The organism is Sphaerisporangium perillae (assembly GCF_023276435.1).
In the GTDB taxonomy this organism is placed as follows: domain Bacteria; phylum Actinomycetota; class Actinomycetes; order Streptosporangiales; family Streptosporangiaceae; genus Sphaerisporangium; species Sphaerisporangium perillae.
On record NZ_JALLPO010000044.1, the window covers coordinates 24,911 to 42,957 of the forward strand.

14 protein-coding genes are annotated in these 18,047 nt (G+C 72.0%); 8 read left to right on the forward strand and 6 right to left on the reverse strand.

Annotation, left to right across the window (positions count from 1 at the left end; translation table 11 throughout):
- The first annotated feature begins 40 nt into the window (after positions 1 to 40).
- On the forward strand, positions 41 to 169 hold the full coding sequence (locus MYF83_RS43295; RefSeq protein ID WP_279340441.1) for a hypothetical protein: 129 nt from the start codon (positions 41 to 43) through the stop codon (positions 167 to 169).
- A gap of 336 nt (positions 170 to 505) precedes the next feature.
- Here the strand turns inward: MYF83_RS43295 and MYF83_RS33930 are convergent, their stop codons facing one another.
- Positions 506 to 1,297 carry an arginase family protein gene (locus MYF83_RS33930; RefSeq protein ID WP_248964843.1) on the reverse strand — a complete coding sequence of 264 codons (792 nt, stop codon included), beginning with the start codon at positions 1,295 to 1,297 and terminating at the stop codon, positions 506 to 508.
- Between the two features lie 182 nt (positions 1,298 to 1,479).
- Here MYF83_RS33930 and MYF83_RS43300 point away from each other — a divergent pair, with 182 nt between their 5' ends.
- On the forward strand, positions 1,480 to 1,608 hold the full coding sequence (locus MYF83_RS43300) for a hypothetical protein (protein WP_279340442.1): 129 nt from the start codon (positions 1,480 to 1,482) through the stop codon (positions 1,606 to 1,608).
- 337 nt (positions 1,609 to 1,945) lie between these two features.
- Here the strand turns inward: MYF83_RS43300 and MYF83_RS33935 are convergent, their stop codons facing one another.
- Positions 1,946 to 2,749 (reverse strand): SAM-dependent methyltransferase, encoded by an 804-nt coding sequence (locus tag MYF83_RS33935; RefSeq protein WP_248964844.1) that lies wholly within the window; start codon positions 2,747 to 2,749, stop codon positions 1,946 to 1,948.
- Positions 2,750 to 3,059: 310 nt separating this feature from the next.
- On the opposite strand from MYF83_RS33935, the gene MYF83_RS33940 reads away from it, so the two are divergent.
- Positions 3,060 to 4,643: an alpha/beta fold hydrolase gene (locus tag MYF83_RS33940; RefSeq protein ID WP_248964845.1), complete on the forward strand. Its 1,584-nt coding sequence runs from the start codon at positions 3,060 to 3,062 to the stop codon at positions 4,641 to 4,643.
- Between the two features lie 96 nt (positions 4,644 to 4,739).
- Here MYF83_RS33940 and ileS read toward each other — a convergent pair whose 3' ends face one another.
- Entirely contained in the window at positions 4,740 to 7,898 is a 3,159-nt protein-coding gene (gene ileS, locus MYF83_RS33945) for an isoleucine--tRNA ligase (protein WP_248964846.1), read from the reverse strand.
- A 331-nt stretch (positions 7,899 to 8,229) separates the two neighbouring features.
- Here ileS and MYF83_RS33950 point away from each other — a divergent pair, with 331 nt between their 5' ends.
- The 4 genes from MYF83_RS33950 (at position 8,230) to MYF83_RS33965 (ending at position 10,529) form a co-directional block, all read left to right on the forward strand.
- On the forward strand, positions 8,230 to 8,499 hold the full coding sequence (locus MYF83_RS33950; RefSeq protein ID WP_248964847.1) for a DUF167 domain-containing protein: 270 nt from the start codon (positions 8,230 to 8,232) through the stop codon (positions 8,497 to 8,499).
- An 86-nt stretch (positions 8,500 to 8,585) separates the two neighbouring features.
- Complete coding sequence (locus MYF83_RS33955; RefSeq protein ID WP_372500323.1) at positions 8,586 to 8,996, forward strand: TraR/DksA family transcriptional regulator; 411 nt, start codon at positions 8,586 to 8,588, stop codon at positions 8,994 to 8,996.
- A complete protein-coding gene (lspA, locus tag MYF83_RS33960) occupies positions 8,960 to 9,607 on the forward strand; it encodes a signal peptidase II (RefSeq protein ID WP_248964848.1) in 648 nt (215 codons plus the stop codon). Before MYF83_RS33955 ends, lspA begins: the two co-directional genes overlap by 37 nt.
- The gene (locus tag MYF83_RS33965; protein ID WP_248964849.1) at positions 9,600 to 10,529 is read left to right on the forward strand and encodes an RluA family pseudouridine synthase; all 930 of its coding nucleotides are present in this window, start codon (positions 9,600 to 9,602) and stop codon (positions 10,527 to 10,529) included. Before lspA ends, MYF83_RS33965 begins: the two co-directional genes overlap by 8 nt.
- A 239-nt stretch (positions 10,530 to 10,768) precedes the next feature.
- Here the strand turns inward: MYF83_RS33965 and MYF83_RS33970 are convergent, their stop codons facing one another.
- From MYF83_RS33970 to MYF83_RS33980, 3 genes are all read right to left on the reverse strand, one after another.
- Positions 10,769 to 12,241 (reverse strand): serine/threonine-protein kinase, encoded by a 1,473-nt coding sequence (locus tag MYF83_RS33970; RefSeq protein WP_279340444.1) that lies wholly within the window; start codon positions 12,239 to 12,241, stop codon positions 10,769 to 10,771.
- A gap of 44 nt (positions 12,242 to 12,285) precedes the next feature.
- Positions 12,286 to 13,956: a serine/threonine-protein kinase gene (locus tag MYF83_RS33975; RefSeq protein ID WP_248964851.1), complete on the reverse strand. Its 1,671-nt coding sequence runs from the start codon at positions 13,954 to 13,956 to the stop codon at positions 12,286 to 12,288.
- Positions 13,957 to 14,023: 67 nt separating this feature from the next.
- Positions 14,024 to 16,507 (reverse strand): serine/threonine-protein kinase, encoded by a 2,484-nt coding sequence (locus MYF83_RS33980; protein ID WP_248964852.1) that lies wholly within the window; start codon positions 16,505 to 16,507, stop codon positions 14,024 to 14,026.
- A gap of 352 nt (positions 16,508 to 16,859) precedes the next feature.
- Here MYF83_RS33980 and MYF83_RS44585 point away from each other — a divergent pair, with 352 nt between their 5' ends.
- Positions 16,860 to 17,984: a chorismate mutase gene (locus MYF83_RS44585; RefSeq protein WP_372500325.1), complete on the forward strand. Its 1,125-nt coding sequence runs from the start codon at positions 16,860 to 16,862 to the stop codon at positions 17,982 to 17,984.
- Positions 17,985 to 18,047: the final 63 nt, after the last annotated feature.

The window sequence follows — 18,047 nt, forward strand, 5'->3', positions numbered from 1 at the left end:
CAAGGACAAACACGAAGCCCTCCAGAAAAGAGACGAAGAAATGTCGAACACCACTTTCTCCCCGGCCCGCTCCATCCGTTCCGCCGGCACCACCTGGGACTCGTTCTCCCGCTCGGCCGGCACCACCTGGGACGGTTACAGCCGCGCCGCCGGCACCACCTGGGACTAGGAAACAAAAGAGACTCAAGAATCGGTACGACGAATCGAATATCAGCTCAACCGACTTCCCTCCCTTCCTGATCAGGAATAGCTCCAACGGCAGTACGCGATAAAGCATCATCCGGCCGATTGAGACCGTCGCCTCCGGACATCGACCCCGACGGCATCGGCAGTGCATGGAAGCGGCGAAGCGCCGCACATGACACGACACATTCCAGGCATCCAGGTCAACGCCCCGGTATCTCCCGGCGGGCCGCATCGCCATCCACAGCCCTTCCGCCGCCGGCTTCGGCCTCCTGTGGCCTCACGCTGTCCTGGGGCGTCCGCTATGGCCTTCGCTCGCGGGTTAGAGGGGAAGCGCGACCCCCAGCCGTCGGATCACCTCGGCATCGCCGGCATCGCTGGGGCGGCCTGACGGCATATGCTCCGTGATGGCTGCTCCGACCACGTTGGTCAGCCGCGAGACCAGATCGATCAGCCGTTGCGGCGGCACCCCGTCCGGTTCGGGATAGCCGATAGAGCCGAATTCCGTGGGGTCGAGTACGTCCAGATCGATGTGGACGTAAACCGGACCGGTGAGGCCGACGAGCACCTTTTCGAGATCCTCGACGCCGTACCGCCGGATGCCGGCCTTCCCGATGTACTCGTGTTCCGCCGCGGCGCCCGCCCGTTCTCCGGCGATTATCACCTGCTCGGGCATCAGCGGATTCTTCGGAACAAGCGGTGCCGGTCCTTCGCCGAGCAGCGTACGCAGCACCATCCCGTGGAACGAGCCCGACCGCAAGGTCTGCGGAGTGTAGAGGTCCGGGTGCGCATCGATCCACAAGACCGTCAGTCGGTCGCCGTACCGGTCGCGGGCGGCGGCGATCGGTGCCAGATCCACCCCGCAGTCACCACCGGTGGTCACCACCACATCATCGATGCCGGCCAGAGCATTCTCGGTCAGCCGCAGGTTCTCCACGAGCACGTCGAGCCCGCGTACTCCGGCATCGGGTTTGCCCCCCGTGTCGAGTACCGGCACCGTGACCCGGGCGTCGGCCGGCACCAACTCGGCGGTACGACGGGCGCCCGCCGCGAGCCGCGGCGAATCGCCTAAGCCGGATCCTTGCCACTGTGGCACGCAGAGCACTGTCGTCATGATCGGGGAGCATAGGTGCCGCGTGAGTCACACACAAACAGTTTCCGAGCGTCGAGGTTGGCAGGAAGTGGTCAGGGGTGTGCAGCTTGCTGCCGTTCATTTGTCTGGTTGGAGGGCTTGAAATGCCGGAGAGTTGTTTGTGCAAGGACAAACACGATGCCCTCCAGAAAAGAGACGAAGAAATGTCGAACACCACTTTCTCCCCGGCCCGCTCCATTCGTTCCGCCGGCACCACCTGGGACTCGTTCTCCCGCTCGGCCGGCACCACCTGGGACGGTTACACCCGCACCGCCGGCACCACCTGGGACTAGGAAACAAAAGAGACTCAAGAATCGGTACGACGAATCGAATATCAGCTCAACCGACTTCCCTCCCTTCCTGATCAGGAATAGCTCCAACGGCAGTACGCGATAAAGCATCATCCGGCCGATTGAGACCGTCGCCTCCGGACATCGACCCCCGACGGCATCGGCAGAACATCGAAAGCGACGAAGCGCCGCACATTCCAGGTGCTCGGCTCGCAGCCCGGCAACTTCGCCCGGCCCGGCGCACTACATCGCCACCCACGATCCTTCCCGGCTTCGGCCCTTCGTGGCCGTGTGCCGGTCGGTGAGCGTGGCGGCGTCAAATGACGTTCGAGATGGCCGGTCAGGACTTGTGGCCGACGCCGCCGTACAGCCATCTGGTGGCGGGTGGGGCGGGGTCGGCGGGGTCGGGGTGCCAGGTGTCGATGGTGACGAGGCCGGGGTCGACGAGGGGGAAGCGGTCGAAGAAGCGGGCGACTTCGGCGTGCTCGCGGAAGTAGATCGGGGTGGGGGTGGAGGCGTAGACGTTCTCGATCTTCTCGACCGCCTCGGTGGAGTGGCCGTCGCGGGTGACGTGGGTGGCGGTGATGTGGCTGCCGGGCGGCAAGGCGTCGTGCAGCGCGTTCATGACGCCGGCCTGCTCGTCCATCGTGAGGAAGTGGATCATGGCGATGAGCAGGACTCCGACCGGGGCGTCGAAGTCGATCAGTTCGACGGTGTCGGGGTGGCCGAGGACCTCCTCCGGGTGCCGCATGTCCGCGCCGGCCACCCGGGTGTTGCCGTCGGTGGCGAGCAGCGCGCGGCCGTGGGCGAGCACGATCGGGTCGCGGTCGACGTACACCACGCGCGCGCCCGGGATGATCGACTGGGCGATCTCGTGGGTGTTGCCGGCGGTCGGCAGGCCGGAGCCGATGTCGATGAACTGGCGGATTCCCTGCCGGGCCATGTAGCGCACGGCGCGGCGCAGGAAGGCGCGGTTCTCCTGGGCGAGCAGCCGGATCTCCGGCATGGCCTGCTCCACCTGGTCCACCGCCGCCCGGTCGACCGCGTAGTTGTCCTTGCCTCCGAGGTAGTAGTCGTACATCCGGGCGACGCTCGGCCGGGTCGTGTCGATGTCCGCGGGAATGGACGGGTCCAGTTCCGCCATGGGGGCCTCCGTCGGTGATCGTGCGGAGGCCGATGGGCGCGTGACGAGGCGAGCGCACCCATGCCGCAGGCATCCGCGTCGTGAATAGGTCGGTTCGTACTCTAGAACCTGCCTGATCTTGACGGAGCCCGTTCGGTGGCACGGCCCCCTCATGAGGGCGGGTTTCTTCCGCATGTGCCTTCGTGAACGCGGTCGCCCTCCCTCGCATCCCCTTCATGAACGTCGGCTCATTCCCTTTGGGGGTTTTCTTGACGCACGGCCGCAGGGCGTCGGACCGGTGAACCGGGCACGGGCGACGGAAGATCGGAACATGCGTGAAGTGAGGCTCGTCGCGGCGGGGATCGTGGCCGTGACCATGATCATGTCACTCCAGTGCCCGCCCGTGCCCGCCCAGGCGGGCGCCTCCGCGCAGAGCGGCCCGGTACGGCGGGCGTCCGTCTCGGAGGACGACCAGGCGTGCCAGGCGGGGGCGAGTTGTGGGGCTCTGCGGGTTCCGCTGGATTGGGATGATCCAGCGGCCGGCACCACGACGGTGGGCTACATGCTCGTGCACCGGCGCGACCGGTCCCGTCCCGCGGAGGGGACGATCGTGCCGAACCCCGGCGGACCAGGCGTCCCGGTCATCGGCCGCCGGAACTACGCGAGGGACTACAGCGCCCTGCTCGACACCCACGACCTGCTGCTGGTCGACCCCAGGGGTGTCGGCAGGTCGAGTCCGCTGACGTGCCGCTCCGCAGGGTGGGCCGACCTCACGGGCACGCGGGGGAGGGCCGTCGCGGCGGCCGCCGCGTGCGGCCGGGAGATCGGCGCGAGGCGCCGGTTCTACACCACGGCCGCCGCCGCGGACGACATCGACGCCGTCCGCGCGCACCTCGGCATCGGCCGCCTCGACCTGCTCGGCCAGTCCTACGGCACCTACCTCATGACGGTCTACGCCCGGCGGCACCCGCGCCACGTCCGCTCGATCGTCCTGTCCGCCGCCTACCCGCTCGACTTCGACACGCTGGGCCGGCCGACCGCCCGGGCCATGCGCAGGTCGGTGCGGCTGCTCTGCCACCGCTCGTACGGGGAGTGCGACGGGACGGAGGTGCTGGAGGATCTCGCAGTCATGGCCCGGCGGCTGGACCGCAGGCCGATCCGGTACGCGGGCGGCGCCGTCCTGGACGAGACCGCGCTGGCGAGCACCGTGTACAAGCTCGCCTCCGGCCACGTGGACCTGTTCGGCGGGCTGCCCGAGGCGCTGCGCGCGGCGGTCGACGGGGATCCGGGACCGCTGGTGGAGCTGGCCGAGCGGGTGCGGCCCCTCAGCGGGCTTTCCGCGGGGCTCTCCGCGGGACGCGCGGGAGTCTCCGCGAGCGACGTCACCGGGGTCTCCGGGAGGGGCGCCGCCTCCAGCATGCCGATGTTCGTCACGGTGGTGTGCAACGATTATCCGACCCTGTGGAACCGTCGCGCCTCGGTCCCGCGTCGGTTCGCGCAGTACGACGCGCGCGTGGCGCGGCTGGATCCCCACGACTACCGGCCCTTCAGCCCGAGCGCCTGGCTGGACGGGGTCGTCGACCTCGGGGATCTCTGCATCGGCTGGCCGGACCACCGGGCTCCGGTGCGGCAAGGCTCCGGTCGCATGCCCGATGTCCCGGTGCTCGTCCTGTCCGGTGAGCTGGACACCAGCACCCCGACCGAGGAGGGAGTCCAGGCCGCCGCGCAGTTCCGCGACGCGGAGGTCGTCGAGATGCCGAGCACCGGCCACGTCGCCGAGAAGGACGGCAGGGCCAAGGCCTGCGCGATCCACCTGGAGACCCAGTTCATCCGCCGATGGCACCTCACCGACACCAGATGCCTGCGCCGGATCCCTCCGGTCGAGGTCGGGCCGCCGGATCGTCCCATGCCCTGACCCGGCAGATGACGCAGCGCGGCGCCCCGCACACTACGGATCTACTTTGTAAAGGACGGGTCCCGTGGACGTCCACGGGACCCGTCGGGCGCTGGTTCAGCCTCCGGCGCGGGCCAGGTGGAAGGTGAGGCCGAGGTCGGGGTCGTGGTGGGTGGGAAGGTCGGCGGGCGGGGTGCCCTCGGCCATGCTCACCGCGAGGACCTCGTCGGCGACCTTGCCGCCGTCCGCGCGCAGGGCCTCGGCCAGATCGCCCGAGGCGGTCCACCACAGGGAGATCCGGTCGGTGATCGAAAGGCCCGTGGACTTGCGGGCGTCCTGGACCAGGCGGATCACCTCGCGGACGAGGCCGGCGCGCATCAGCTCCGGGGTGACGGTGAGGTCCAGGGCCACGGTCTCGCCGGTGCCCGAGCCGACCGCGCCGGTCTCCACCGCCCAGCCGGCGCGCGGCTGCTCGGTGATGATCACGTCGTCCGGCCCGAGGGCGACCTCCGCGCCGTCCACGACCACCGTCGCCGTCTCGCCGGCGCGGATGCGCGCGGCCAGCTCGGCGGGGTCGGCCGCGGTGACGGCCGCGGCGACGTCCTTGGTGCCGCTGCCGAACCGCTTGCCGAGCGAGCGGAAGTTCGGCTTGACGGTGAAGGACACCAGGTCGGCGGAGAACGCCGACAGGTCCTCCAGCGCCTGCACGTTCAGCTCGTCGGCGATCAGCTCGCGCAGCGAGCCGGGCAGGCCCGCCCAGCGGGGGGCGCCGATGAGGGCGCGGCCGAGCGGCTGGCGGGTCTTGACGCCGCTTCCGGCGCGCGCCGACCTGCCGAGCTCCACCAGGCGGCGGACCAGGGCCATCTGCTCCGACAGGCCCGGGTCGAGCAGTTCCTCCTTGACCTCCGGCCAGGTGGCCAGGTGCACCGACGCGGGCGCGTCGGGGGCGCGCAGCACGTCCCACAGGTAGTCGGTGAGGAACGGCACGAGCGGCGCCATGAGCCGGGTCACGGTCTCCAGGCACTCGTACAGCGTGGCGAACGCCGAGGCGTCGCCGGACCAGAACCGGCGGCGCGACCTGCGGACGTACCAGTTGGACAGATCGTCCAGGAACTCGGTCAGCCGCCGCCCGGTGCGGGTGGTGTCGAACGTCTCCAGCGCCTCGGTGACCTCGGCGACGGTGCGGTTGAGCTCCGCCAGCGCCCAGCGGTCGATCAGCGGCCGGTCGGCGTACGCGGGGGCCTCGGCGAGCCGGGACGGCGACCAGGACTCGGCGCCCGCGTAGAGGGTGAAGAAGGAGGTCGTGTTCCAGTAGGTCAGCAGGACCTTGCGGACGATCTCCTCGAGCGAGGCGTGGCCGACCCGGCGCGGCGACCACGGCGAGCCGGAGGTCGCCATGAACCAGCGCAGCGCGTCGGCGCCGTGCTGTTCCATCAGCGGGATGGGCTGCAGGACGTTGCCGAGGTGCTTGCTCATCTTGCGGCCGTCCTCGGCGAGGATCAGGCCGAGGCACAGCACGTTCTCATAGGACGACCTGTCGAACACCAGGGTGCCGACGGCCATCATCGAGTAGAACCAGCCGCGCGTCTGGTCGAGCGCCTCGCAGATGAACTGGCCCGGGTAGGAGCGTTCGAAGGCCTCCTTGTTGACGTGCGGGGCCCCCCACTGGGCGAACGGCATGGCGCCGGAGTCGTACCAGGCGTCGATGACGTCCGGGACGCGGCGGGCCTCGGCGCCGCACGTCGGGCAGGGGAAGGTGACGTCGTCGACGAACGGCCGGTGCGGGTCGAGCGCCGACAGGTCACTGCCGGCGTGCGCGCCGAGCTCCTTGAGCGAGCCGACGCAGGTCACATGGGACTCGTCGGCGGTGCACACCCACAGCGGCAGCGGCGTGCCCCAGTAACGCGACCGGGACAGCGCCCAGTCGACGTTGTTGCGGAGCCACTCGCCGTAGCGGCCCTCCTTGATCGTCGCCGGGAACCAGTTGGTCCGCTCGTTCTCGGCGAGCAGCCGGTCCTTGACGCGGGTGGTGCGGATGTACCAGGAGGGGAGCGCGTAGTACAGCAGCGGCGTGTGGCAGCGCCAGCAGTGCGGGTAGGCGTGCTCGAAGTGGCTGCCGCGCAGCAGCAGGCCGCGGGCCCGCAGGTCCTCGGTGAGGCCCTCGTCGGCGTCCTTGAAGAACCGCCCGCCGACCTGGGGCACGTCGGGCAGGAACCGGCCGTCCGGCCCGATCGGGTTGACCACGGGCAGGCCGTACCGCTTGCAGGTCGCCAGGTCGTCGGCGCCGAACGCCGGAGACTGGTGGACCAGGCCGGTGCCGTCCTCGACGGTGACGTAGTCGGCCAGCACCACGTAGTGGGCGCCGGGGATGTCGACGAGCTCGAACGGCCGGGAGTAGGTCGTGTGCTCCAGCTCGGCGCCGGGGAACCGCTCGCCGGCCGTCCAGCCCTCGCCGAGGGCGCTTTCGAACAGCGGCTCGGCGACGATCACCGGGCGCTCGCCGTCCTTGGCGGCGACCACGTAGGTCACGTCGGGGTGGACGGCGACGGCCGTGTTGGACACGAGGGTCCACGGCGTGGTCGTCCAGATCAGCAGGTCGGCGCCCTCGAAGCGCCCGGAGGTCACCGGCATCCGCACGTAGACCGACGGGCTGGAGACGTTCTCGTACCCGCCGGGCTGGCCCAGCTCGTGGTCGGACAGGCCGGTGCCGCAGCGCGGGCAGTACGGGGTGATGCGGAAGTCGCGGAACAGCAGGTCCTTTTCCCAGATGACCTTCAGCGACCACCAGACGGCCTCGACGTAGGAGGGGTCCATCGTGCGGTAGGCCTGGGACATGTCGACCCAGTAGCCCATGCGCTCGGTCATCTCCTCGAAGGCGTCCACATGGCGCCACACCGACTCGCGGCAGCGCTGGTTGAACTCGGCGATGCCGTACGCCTCGATCTCGGGCTTGCCCGAAAGGCCGAGCTCCTTCTCGACGGCCACCTCCACGGGCAGGCCGTGGCAGTCCCATCCGGCCCTGCGCGGCACGTTGAAGCCGCGCATGGACTTGTAGCGGGGGAAGACGTCCTTGAAGACGCGGGCCTCGACGTGGTGGACGCCCGGCATGCCGTTGGCGGTGGGCGGGCCCTCGTAGAACACCCAGGACGGGCCGCCGGCGTTCTGTTCGAGCGAGCGCTCGAAGACCTTGCCGTCACGCCAGCGGTCGAGCACCTCCGCCTCGAGGGCGGGCAGGTCGACCTGCGCGGGAAGCGAGCGGAAGAAGGGTGCGGACATCGTAGGGCGGACCTCCACGCGAGCGTTTCTCCATGGCGTGGAGGGACGAGGCCAGGGCCCCGCGGTACCACCCTCCTTGACCTCATTCGCAGAATTTCCCGAAATGAGGCCCACTCTTGTCACCGCTGCCGGTTCTACTGAGCCGCGCGACCCTCGGACAAGGGGTGCGGCCGTTCCTCCGGCGGCTCCGGGGTGATCTTCCCTCCGGGTCTCGCCCCGGGCTCGCACCGTCCCCGGGTCGCTCGTGCGAGGGGGCTCGGAGGTACTCGTCCCCATCAACGCCTTGCAAACTGAAACGATATCCCACGATGGGGAGAGGACCGACACATTTATGAGGCAGGCCATCAGGGTGCGCCCGGGCGCCGCGCGCGAAGCCGTCGGCGGAGCCTACGGCGATGAGGCGATCGTGGTGAAGGTCAACGCCCGCGCGGTGGACGGGAGGGCCACCGAGGCCGCGCTGCGCGCCGTGGCGGAGGCCTTCGGCGTGCGCCGGGGGGACGTACGGCTCGTCACCGGCGCGACAAGCAGGGACAAGGTCGTGGAGATAACCGGTAACGAGCAGGAATTGACCGAAAGGGCTGCGGCGTTACGGATGGCGTAAACGGTCGGCGCGTCGTTTGTTCTTCGGATATGGCCGACCTATGCTTCCCGCACTGCTCATCAGGTCGGATCGGCGAGGAGGCCTACATGGCCGGTATGACGCGGGCGGCGAAGACCGCCACGGAGACGAGTGGCGACGCCGGTTGGACCGAGGAGGAACTCTCCGGGGTCCGCGGCCGCCTCCAGGGCGAGATCGAGGAACTGAACGCGGAGGTGGCGCGGGCGGAGTCCCAGATCGCCTCGGGCGACATCAGCGACAGCGCCGGTGACGACCAGGCCGACGCGGGGGCCAAGACCTATGAGCGGGAACGCGAGATCGCCCTTACCCTGAATGCGCGAGACCTGGTCGCGCAGAACGAGCGGGCGATCGCCCGCATCGACGCAGGAACATATGGAGTGTGCGAATCGTGCCACAAGCCGATCGGCAAGGAACGCCTGCAGGCGTTCCCGAGGGCGACGCTGTGCGTGTCGTGCAAGCAGCGGGAGGAGCGCCGCTGAACACCTCGCCGGACCCCGGGGGCGAGCCCGCCGGCGAGCGGACGCCGTCGCGGCCCCGACGGATCGGTGCCCTCGCGGTGCTGGCGGTGGTCGTCTACGCGCTCGACCTCGCAACCAAGACCGTCGTGGTGAACGTGCTGGAGGGCAGGGAGCCGGTCCGCGTGATCGGCGACTTGCTGCAGCTACGGGTGATCCGCAACTCCGGCGCGGCGTTCAGCATCGGCACCGGCATGACGATCGTCTTCACCATCATCGCCGCCGGAGTGGTCATCGCGATCCTGCGCACGGCACGGCAGCTGCGCAGCTTCCCGTGGGCGATCACTCTGGGCCTGCTGCTCGGCGGCGCGATCGGCAACCTCACCGACCGGATCTTCCGCTACCCGGCGCCGTTCCAGGGGCACGTCGTCGACTGGATCGAGGTCTTCCCGATCACCCACTTCCCGGTGTTCAACGTCGCCGACTCGGCGATCGTGTGCGGCGGCATCCTCGCGGTCTTCCTCGCCTGGCGGGGCTACCAGATCGACGGGTCGCGCGCCGGTGACGAGCGGCAGGACGGCGATGCCGCCCGGCAGGACCAGGCGCAGGGACAGGAAGGGGAGTCCCGTGGCTGAGCAGCGCAGCCTGCCGGTTCCCGACGGCCTGGAGGGAGAGCGCCTGGACGCCGCGCTGGCGCGGCTGTTCGGCTTCTCCCGCACACGCGCGGCCGAGCTGATCTCCGCCGGCGACGTCCTGCTCGACGGGACGACCCCCGCGAAGTCCGACCGGGTGCACGCCGGCGCGTGGCTCGACGTCATGATCCCTCCGCCGCCCAGCCTTCCGGTGGCCGTGGCCGAGCCCGTCCCGGGCATGCGCGTCCTGTACGAGGACGACGACATCGTCGTGATCGACAAGCCGATCGGCGTGGCGGCGCACCCCACCGTGGGATGGACCGGCCCCACCGTTCTCGGCGGCCTGCTCGGCGCCGGTCACCGCGTGGCCACCAGCGGCGCGGCCGAGCGCCAGGGCATCGTCCACCGCCTGGACGCCAACACCACCGGCGTCATGGTCGTGGCCAAGAGCGAGGTGGCCTACTCACGGCTCAAGCGCGCCTTCAAGGAGCGCACGGTCGAAAAGCACTACCACGCGCTCGTCCAGGGCCATCCCGACCCGCTGCGCGGCACCGTGGACGCCCCCATCGACCGGCACCCGTCCGGTGACGGCCGGTTCGCCGTGGTGGCGGGTGGCAAGGAGTCGATCACCCACTACGACACGATCGAGGCGTTCCGGGCGGCGTCGCTGCTCGACATCAAGCTGGAGACCGGCCGCACCCACCAGATCCGCGTCCACATGGCGGCCACACGGCACCCCTGCGTGGGTGACCTCGCCTACGGCGCCGATCCCACGCTCGCGGCCCGGCTGGGCGTCACCCGCCAGTGGCTGCACGCCGTCTCGCTGGCGTTCGAGCACCCGACGGGCGGCGAACTGGTCACGTTCACCAGCGACTACCCCGACGACCTGGCCCGCTCCCTGGACACCGTCCGCGCCGAGTCCTGACCCGGGTCCCGCCGTCCGCGCCGAGTCCTGACCCGGGTCCCGCCCGCGGCCCACCGTCCGCGCCGGGTCCTGCCCGCGGCCCACCGTCCGCGCCGAGTCCTGACCCGGGTCCCGCCGCGGCCCGGCTTCCTTCCGGCGGATGGTGTTCGTGGTCCGGCGCCGCGACGGCGGGAAGGGGCTACGGCGAAGCCGGCGCCGTCGTACGTCGCGCGACCTGGTGAACGTTCCCGGACATCGCGCTAGACGCCTGGAAAGGGGACGCCTCCGTCCAGGACGGCCTGGCCGCCGTCCCGGCCCTGGTCGGGCTGCTCGCCCTGGCCGCCGTCGCTCTCCCCGGAGTCGCTCGGCTGGTCCTCGCCGCTCTCGGCCGGGGGCACGACGTTGTCCTCGGCCTTCTCCTTGGTCTTCGTCGGTTTGGCGGACGGCTCGGGCGATGTCCCCTTGTCCTTGGTCTTGTCCGGCGTCGGGTCGTCCTTGGTGGGCGTGGGCCGTGGGGCCGAGGAGGACGGCACGCCTGAGGACGGGACCTGGCCCTGGGACGGCTGGGAGGGGTCCTGGGTGGCCCGCCGGGTGACTGGCTCGGCCGTCGGGGTGACCGAGACCGTCACGCGGACCGTCGGGGAGGTCGCCGGCGCTCCACCGGAGCCGGCCGACCGCGCGGTCACCCACGCCAGGCCACCGGCCACCAGGCCGACCGACAGGATCAGGGCCGTGAGCCCGGCCAGCGCCATGCCGCGCCCGCCGCCCTGCCGCGTCTGCGGGGGCACCGCCCCGGGCGCCGTGACCGGCGATGCGGGCAGCCGCTCCCGGGTGGGCGGGGACGCCTGGGCGGGGACGGGGGCCGGCACGGGGGCGGCCGGCATCGTCGGCTCGGGCTGGATGCCCGCGGCCACCATGCGCAGGTAGCGTTCGGTCTCCCCGGCGGTGAGCCGCTCGGCCGGATCCTTCTGCAGCAACCCAATGAGGACCGGACCCAGCGGTCCCGCCAGCCGGATGGGCGCGGGCGGGTCGTGCATGACGGCTCCGAGCGTCGCCAGCGGGTTGCCGCGCTGGAACGGCGAGCGGCCCTCCACCGCGACGTACAGGGTGACGCCGAGGGACCACAGGTCGGAGGCGCGGGTCGCCTGGCCGCCGGCCGCCCGCTCCGGGGCGATGAACGCCGGGGTGCCGATGAGCGTTCCGGTGCGGGTCACGGAGGAGTCGTCGTCGAGCGTCGCGATGCCGAAGTCGGTCAGCACCGCCCGGCCGCCGTCCGTGGAGAGCAGGACGTTGTCGGGCTTGACGTCCCGGTGCAGCACTCCCGCCTGGTGGGCGGCCCGCAGCGCGGCCAGCACCTGCAGCCCGATCTCGGCCACGCGAGCCGGGGTGAGCGGCCCCTGGTCGCGCACCACGGCGCCCAGGGTGTCGGAGGGGACGTACTGCAGCACGATCCACGGGTGCCCGTTCTCCTCGAACACGTCGTACACCGTGGCGACGCCGGGGTGGCCCACCCGCCCGGCGGCGCGGGCCTCCCGGAAGGTCCGTAAAGTGAAGATCTCTCGCTCGGATCCGGTGAGCTCCGGTGGCGCGATCAGCTCCTTGACGGCGATCTCGCGGCCGAGAATCTCGTCATGGGCCCGCCAGACGGTGCCCATTCCACCTCGGCCGATTGGTTCCAGCAGGCGGTATCGGCCTGCCACGACTCGGTGCGTGACCTGGGGTGAATCCGGCATGTAGGGCTGGCTACCCTAAAATTTCGGTCACATGCCTCTTGCTGTCAGGATGGCCGAAAAGTCCTTGTAAACGTCTCAAAATAGGAATAATCGTCTTCCCAGTACTGGTCCGTGGTGTGCCAGTAGATCGCGAACTGGCGGCCGTCCGCCGTGGCGAGCGCGCGGTCGATCACGTGTGCCCGCTCCTTCTCCATCTCCCAGGTGAACTCCCAGTCGGCCGCCGCCTGGTCCCTGTAGGTGAGGGAACGCAAGGTGAGCAGCTCGTAGCCGGGCAGTTTCTTGTTCGCCAGGGACTGCTCTTCGACGTCACGCAGGGCGGTCAGCGGGTCCCCCGCCCGCCAGGGGGTCGTGTCGATCAGCAGGTAGCTGCGAGACCCCGGAAGGCGGAAGTTCACCCGGGTCTTGTCCCGCCCGAACTCCACCCAGCGCCGGGGGAGGGCGACGGTGAAGCCCAGGTCGTCGACATGGGTGCGCCAGCCCTTCGGCAGGGCCGGCGAAGGCGTGGCGGAGGGGGAGCCGGTGGGATCGGTGGAAGGGGTGGCCGGCGGGACGACGGCCGAGGACGTGGCCGTGGGGAAGGCGGAGGCGCCGGTCGGCGAGGCGGAGCCGGCCGGCGGATGTGACGCCACCGCGGCGGTGCCGGCGACCTCGCGGTAGCCGAACCAGCCGCCGGCCGCGATCGCGACCACCAGCAGCGGCAGGCCCGCCAGCAGGGCGACCCGGGAGCGGCCCCGCCCCTTGACCGTGGCCGCCGATCCCTCGACGGTGGACCACGCCGACTGACCGGCGTTCGACCACGCCGACTGACCCGCGTTCGGCATCGTGGACGACCGGACCGGCGGCCGGTCGGCCGAGGCCGGGCGGCGCGACGGCTTTCCGCGCGCCGCGCGCGTCAGCTCTCCGGCCGCCACGCGGCGCAGCGCCTCGGCGGCCTCGGCGGCGGACATGCGCTCAACGGGCTCCTTGCGGAGCAGCCCCTCGATCACCGGGCCCAGCGGGCCGGCCAGCCGCGTGGGCTCTGGCCGGTCGTTGAGCACGGCCGCCATCGTGGGCACCGGCGCGCCCCGGTCGAAGGGAGGCCTGCCCTCCACGGCCGCGTACAGCGTCGCGCCGAGGGACCACAGGTCGGACTCGGGCACGGCGGGGCGCCCCTTGAGCCGCTCGGGCGGCATGAACGCCGGGGTGCCCGACAGGTTGCCCGTCGTGGTCAGGGCCGTCTCCTCCGACATCGTCGCGATGCCGAAGTCGGTCAGCACCACCCTGCCGCCCTCGGTGAGCAGGACGTTCTCGGGTTTCACATCGCGGTGGAGCACCCCTGCGGCGTGCGCGGCGCGCAGCGCGTCCAGGACCTGCCCGCCGATCTCGGCGACCACCCTCGGCTCCAGGGGCCCGCCGGCTCTGAGCACCTCGCCCAGTGAGCGGGAACGGACCAGCTGCATGACGATCCAGGGACGGTCGTCCTCTTCGATGACGTCGTGGACGACGACCACCGACGGGTGGTCCAGACGCCCGGCGGCCCGCGCCTCGCGGATCGTCCGCCGGTTGAAGGCGGCGCGGTCCTCCTCGCTCATCGCGCGGTACAGGACCTCCTTGACCGCGACGAGGCGGTCGAGGAGCTCGTCATGGGCACGCCAGACCACGCCCATGCCACCACGGCCGATGGGCTCCAGCAGGAGATACCTGCCGGCGACCCGGCGCTGCGTCTCCGCGGTCACGTCGCCCAGTCCCTCCTTATCCGCTCCCGCATCGTCCCATAACCGGACGCCGCCCGGAACGTGACCGTTATTTGGCGGGCTTGAAGGTGGCGGCGAGGGTCTCGAAGAGCTTCTTCTTCTGCTTCCAGTCCTTGTCCTGGGTCTTGAAGAGCAGCGCGTAGCCGTTGTTCTTGTCGGTGACGAAGCCGCGGTCGATCACGCGCGACCGGTACCTGCTGTCGCCGAAGGTGAACTCCCAGTCGGCCGCGGTCTTCCAGTAGTCCTTGACCTCCCTGATCTCGATCAGGTTGTAGCCGGGGAAGTTCCCCCTCATGCCCGGCACGTCGCGCCGCCAGACCTTCAGGGCGTCGGACTCCGGAGTGGAGGTGTGGTGGACCTCCAGGTAGGTGTGCGCGTCCCCGCGGAAGCGAACCTCGCCGTTGCCCCTCCCGTCCACGCGCCATCCCTTCGGCAGCGCGAGGGAGAACCCACTGGAGTGCTTGTAGTTGTGCCAGCCGCCGGGGACGTCCCCCGGGCCGATGGCGGTCGGCTTGGGGGTGGACGACGGCTTGGCGGTCTCGCTGGGAGAGGCGGAGGACGGAGACGGCGCGGAGGAGGCGCCGGAGGACGGCGCGTCCGAGCCGCCGGTCCCGGAGGGGGCCGGCGCCGAGGCGTGCTTGGACGCCGACGCGTTCCCGGAGGGGGTGTCGGAGGCCTCCCTCGCGCCCAGCCACAGGGCGATGCCCGCCACGACGAGGATCGCCGGGATGGCCACCAGCACGATGCGCAGGACCGGCACGGGGCGCCGGGGCCCGTCGTCGTCCGGCGACATCGGGATCATCGGCGCCACCGAGGTCGCGCCGGTCTCGGGCATCCCTGCGAAGGTCGCCGGCGCCTCGGCGGCGGCCGAGGCGGGCTCGTCCGGCGCGGTGGGCGGCCTGCCGGGGACGCCCGCCGGCGCGCCCCCGTAGGGCCGCTTGCGAGTCTCGGGCCGGGTCTCCGCCTGCCCGCCCCTCACCTGCCGGGGAACGTGCGTCGGCCGCCGCTCGCCGAACTCGGACGCCGCCTGCCCCACCGGCTCGGCCGGCGGCCTGACGGGCTGGACGGGGGCCTTGACCGGCCGGCCGGCGGGTTTCCCAGTGCTGGGACGGGCGGCAGCGGGCGCGCCTTCCCCGGCTCCGGCCTCCTCGGATTCCTCGGCCGCGGCGGCCCGCGCCCCGGGCCGGCCCTCCGGCTCCGCCGCGCCTTCCGCATGGAACGCCACGTCGCGATCGGCGGGCTCGCCGGCCTCGTCCTCGCCGGGTTCGCCGGACGCCTGTGCCGCTGGGCCGGGCGTGACCTTCTTGACCGCTCCGGCCCTTCCGGCGGCCGGCGCCTTCCCGGCGGCGGGCGGCGTGGCGGGCCCGGCCTGCTCGGCAGCGGGAGCCGGATCGGCCGCCGCCTGACCGATGGCGGGGGCCGGCGCCGCTGCCTGTCCGGGCGCGGAGCCCTCCTTGGACGCCGGCGCCTGCTTCAGCGACTGGACCTTCTCCAGCGCCTCGGCCCGGCCGCGCGCGCCGGCCTCGGCGGCCGGAGCGGCCTCGGCGGCCGGGGCGGCCTCGGCGGCCGGGGCGGCCTCCGGTGGCGGGACTGCGGCGGGGGCCGGGACGGCGGCCTCGGGGCGGGCGCTCTTGGCGGGCTGCCGCGGCTGCTTGGGCTGTTTGCGCGGAGGGCTGGTGGCGGGCGCCGGGAGCGGGGTCGCCGGCAGCGTCCGCTGGCTCGTCGCGGGCGCCGAGGTGCGGTCCTCGGCGATGCTGCGCAGCATGCGCTCGGCCTGGTCGGGGCTGAGCCGGCGGTCGGGGTCCTTCTCCAGCAGGCCGGACAGGACGGCGCCGAGCCGCCCGGCCCGCAGCGCCGGCTCGGGCTCGTCGTTCAGCACGGCGTGCATGGTGGCCATCGCCATGCCCTTGTCGTGCGGCGGGCGGCCCTCGACGGCGGCGTACAGCGTCGCGCCGAGCGACCACAGGTCCGACTCGCGCTGGGCGGGGTAGCCCCGGAGGCGCTCAGGGGCGATGAAGGCGGGGGTGCCGACGAGTCCCGTGCGGGTCATCGTCGTGTCGGTCTCCATGCGGGCGATGCCGAAGTCGGTCAGCACCACCCGTCCGTCGTCGGTGAGCAGCACGTTCTCGGGCTTGACGTCGCGGTGCAGCACCCCGGCCGCGTGCGCGGTGCGCAGCGCCTCCAGCACCTGGAGCCCGATCTCCGCCACCATGCGCATCGGCAGCGGCCCATCGTCGCGCAGCACCTGGCCGAGCGAGCGGGAGTCGACCAGCTGCATGACGATCCAGGGGCGGCCGTTCTCCTCGATGACGTCGTGGACCACGACGACGTTCGGATGGGTCAGCCGGCCCGCCGCCCGCGCCTCGCGCAGCGTGCGCCTGTTGAGCTCGGCGATCTCGTCGTCCTGGGGGTCGCCGGGGTAGCGGACCTCCTTGACGGCGACCGCTCGGTCGAGCAACTCGTCGTGGGCTCGCCACACGATGCCCATGCCGCCGCGGCCGATCGGCTCCAGTAGCTGGTAGCGGTCGGCCACGCGGCGTCCCCGCCGCCGTCCATCCGGCCGTGCTTCCGACATCACCCGCCGCTACCCCCTTTCAGGCGAATGAATCGTCCCATAGCGGTGCGCACGTGCAAACGCGGCTTCTGGTGAACTGTCCGCTATGTGAGATCCGGTGTCCACCAGGTGGCGGATTCCTGATATTCTCAGCGCCATGACTTGCTATTTCGTGTTCATCGAGCCGGTTCCGGGAGAGCCGGTCGCCGTCACGATCTAGCGACCATCCGGAGCCGGCAGAGGGCGGAGACGAGAATGTCTTCGCCTTTTCGTCATTACAGACCCCCGCCGGCTCGCGGGCGACGCGGCCGGCGGCACCAAGGGAGCCGACATGTCATCGACCGGGCAGCCGGGCGCGCACTCCGTACGAATCGGGAGCCTCACCGTGGGAGAGGGCCCGGCGGTGCTGCTGGCGGGCGCCTTCGCGGGCGGTCAGGGCGCGGACGGGCGGTGGCTGAGCCTGCGCGACGACCACGCGCCGTCCGGGGTGACCGACGGCCCCGCTGGAACGGCCCGCGACGGCGGCGAGAGCGCCATCCTGGCCCGGGCGAGGGCCGGGTGGGACGGGCCGCTGCTCGTGGAACCGGCCTCGGCGGGCGTGCTGCCGGCGGTCGCCGCGCACGCCGACGCGGTGGTGCTCGGGCCGTCGTGGGCGGGCGACCCCGAGCTCCTGCGGGCGGCCTGCGCCCTCGGGCTGCCGGTCGTGTTGCGGCGGGGCGCGGCGACCTCCCTGGAGGAGTGGCTGCGGGCCGCGGACCGCTGCGCGGACGATGGCGCCGCGGGCGTGGTGCTGTGTGAGAGCGGGAGCCGCAAGGGCGCCCCCGGCCCCGCCGCGGACCTGGGTCTCGTACGGGCGGCCGGGCGGCGCTCGGGACGTCCGGTCCTCGCCTCCCCAGGCGACGACGCCGGGCTCGCGGGGGCGGTCGTGGCCGCGGGGGCGGACGGCCTGTGGCTCGGGCCGGAGGCGGGTCCCGAGGCGGTCGAGGCGGCGCGCGAGGCCGTCACCCTGATCGGCGCGCTCGTCCGCGACGAGCGGCCGGGCACGCTGACGGGGGCCCGGGAGGCCATCGACCGGGTCGACGCCGCGCTGGCCGTGCTGCTGGAACGCCGGGCGTTCCTGGCGGGCACCGTGCAGCGGCTCAAGCCCGTCGGCGGCTTCGCCGGGCGCGACATGGAACGCGAGCGACGCCTGGTCGCCGCGATGGCCCGCCGCGCCCCGGAGCTCGGGCAGGAGCGGCTCGCGCCCATCATGAACGCCGTCATCGAGGCGGGGCTGCACCTGGCGGAGGAACGCAAGGAGGCCGGGGCGCACCTGACGGAGGAACACGGGGGCGACACGCGGGAGAATGGGGCGAAGCCCACGTCCGACGGCGTCCCCCCAGGCTCCGTGGAGAGCGTTCCACGGGGTCAGGCGGGCATGGAGGCGCTCGCCGGCCGGGGGCCGGATCACGATTGAGACCGGCGGGCCCCGTGTGCCACGGGAGGCCGCCGGGACGGCGTAGGCTCTCATCCGCCGCAC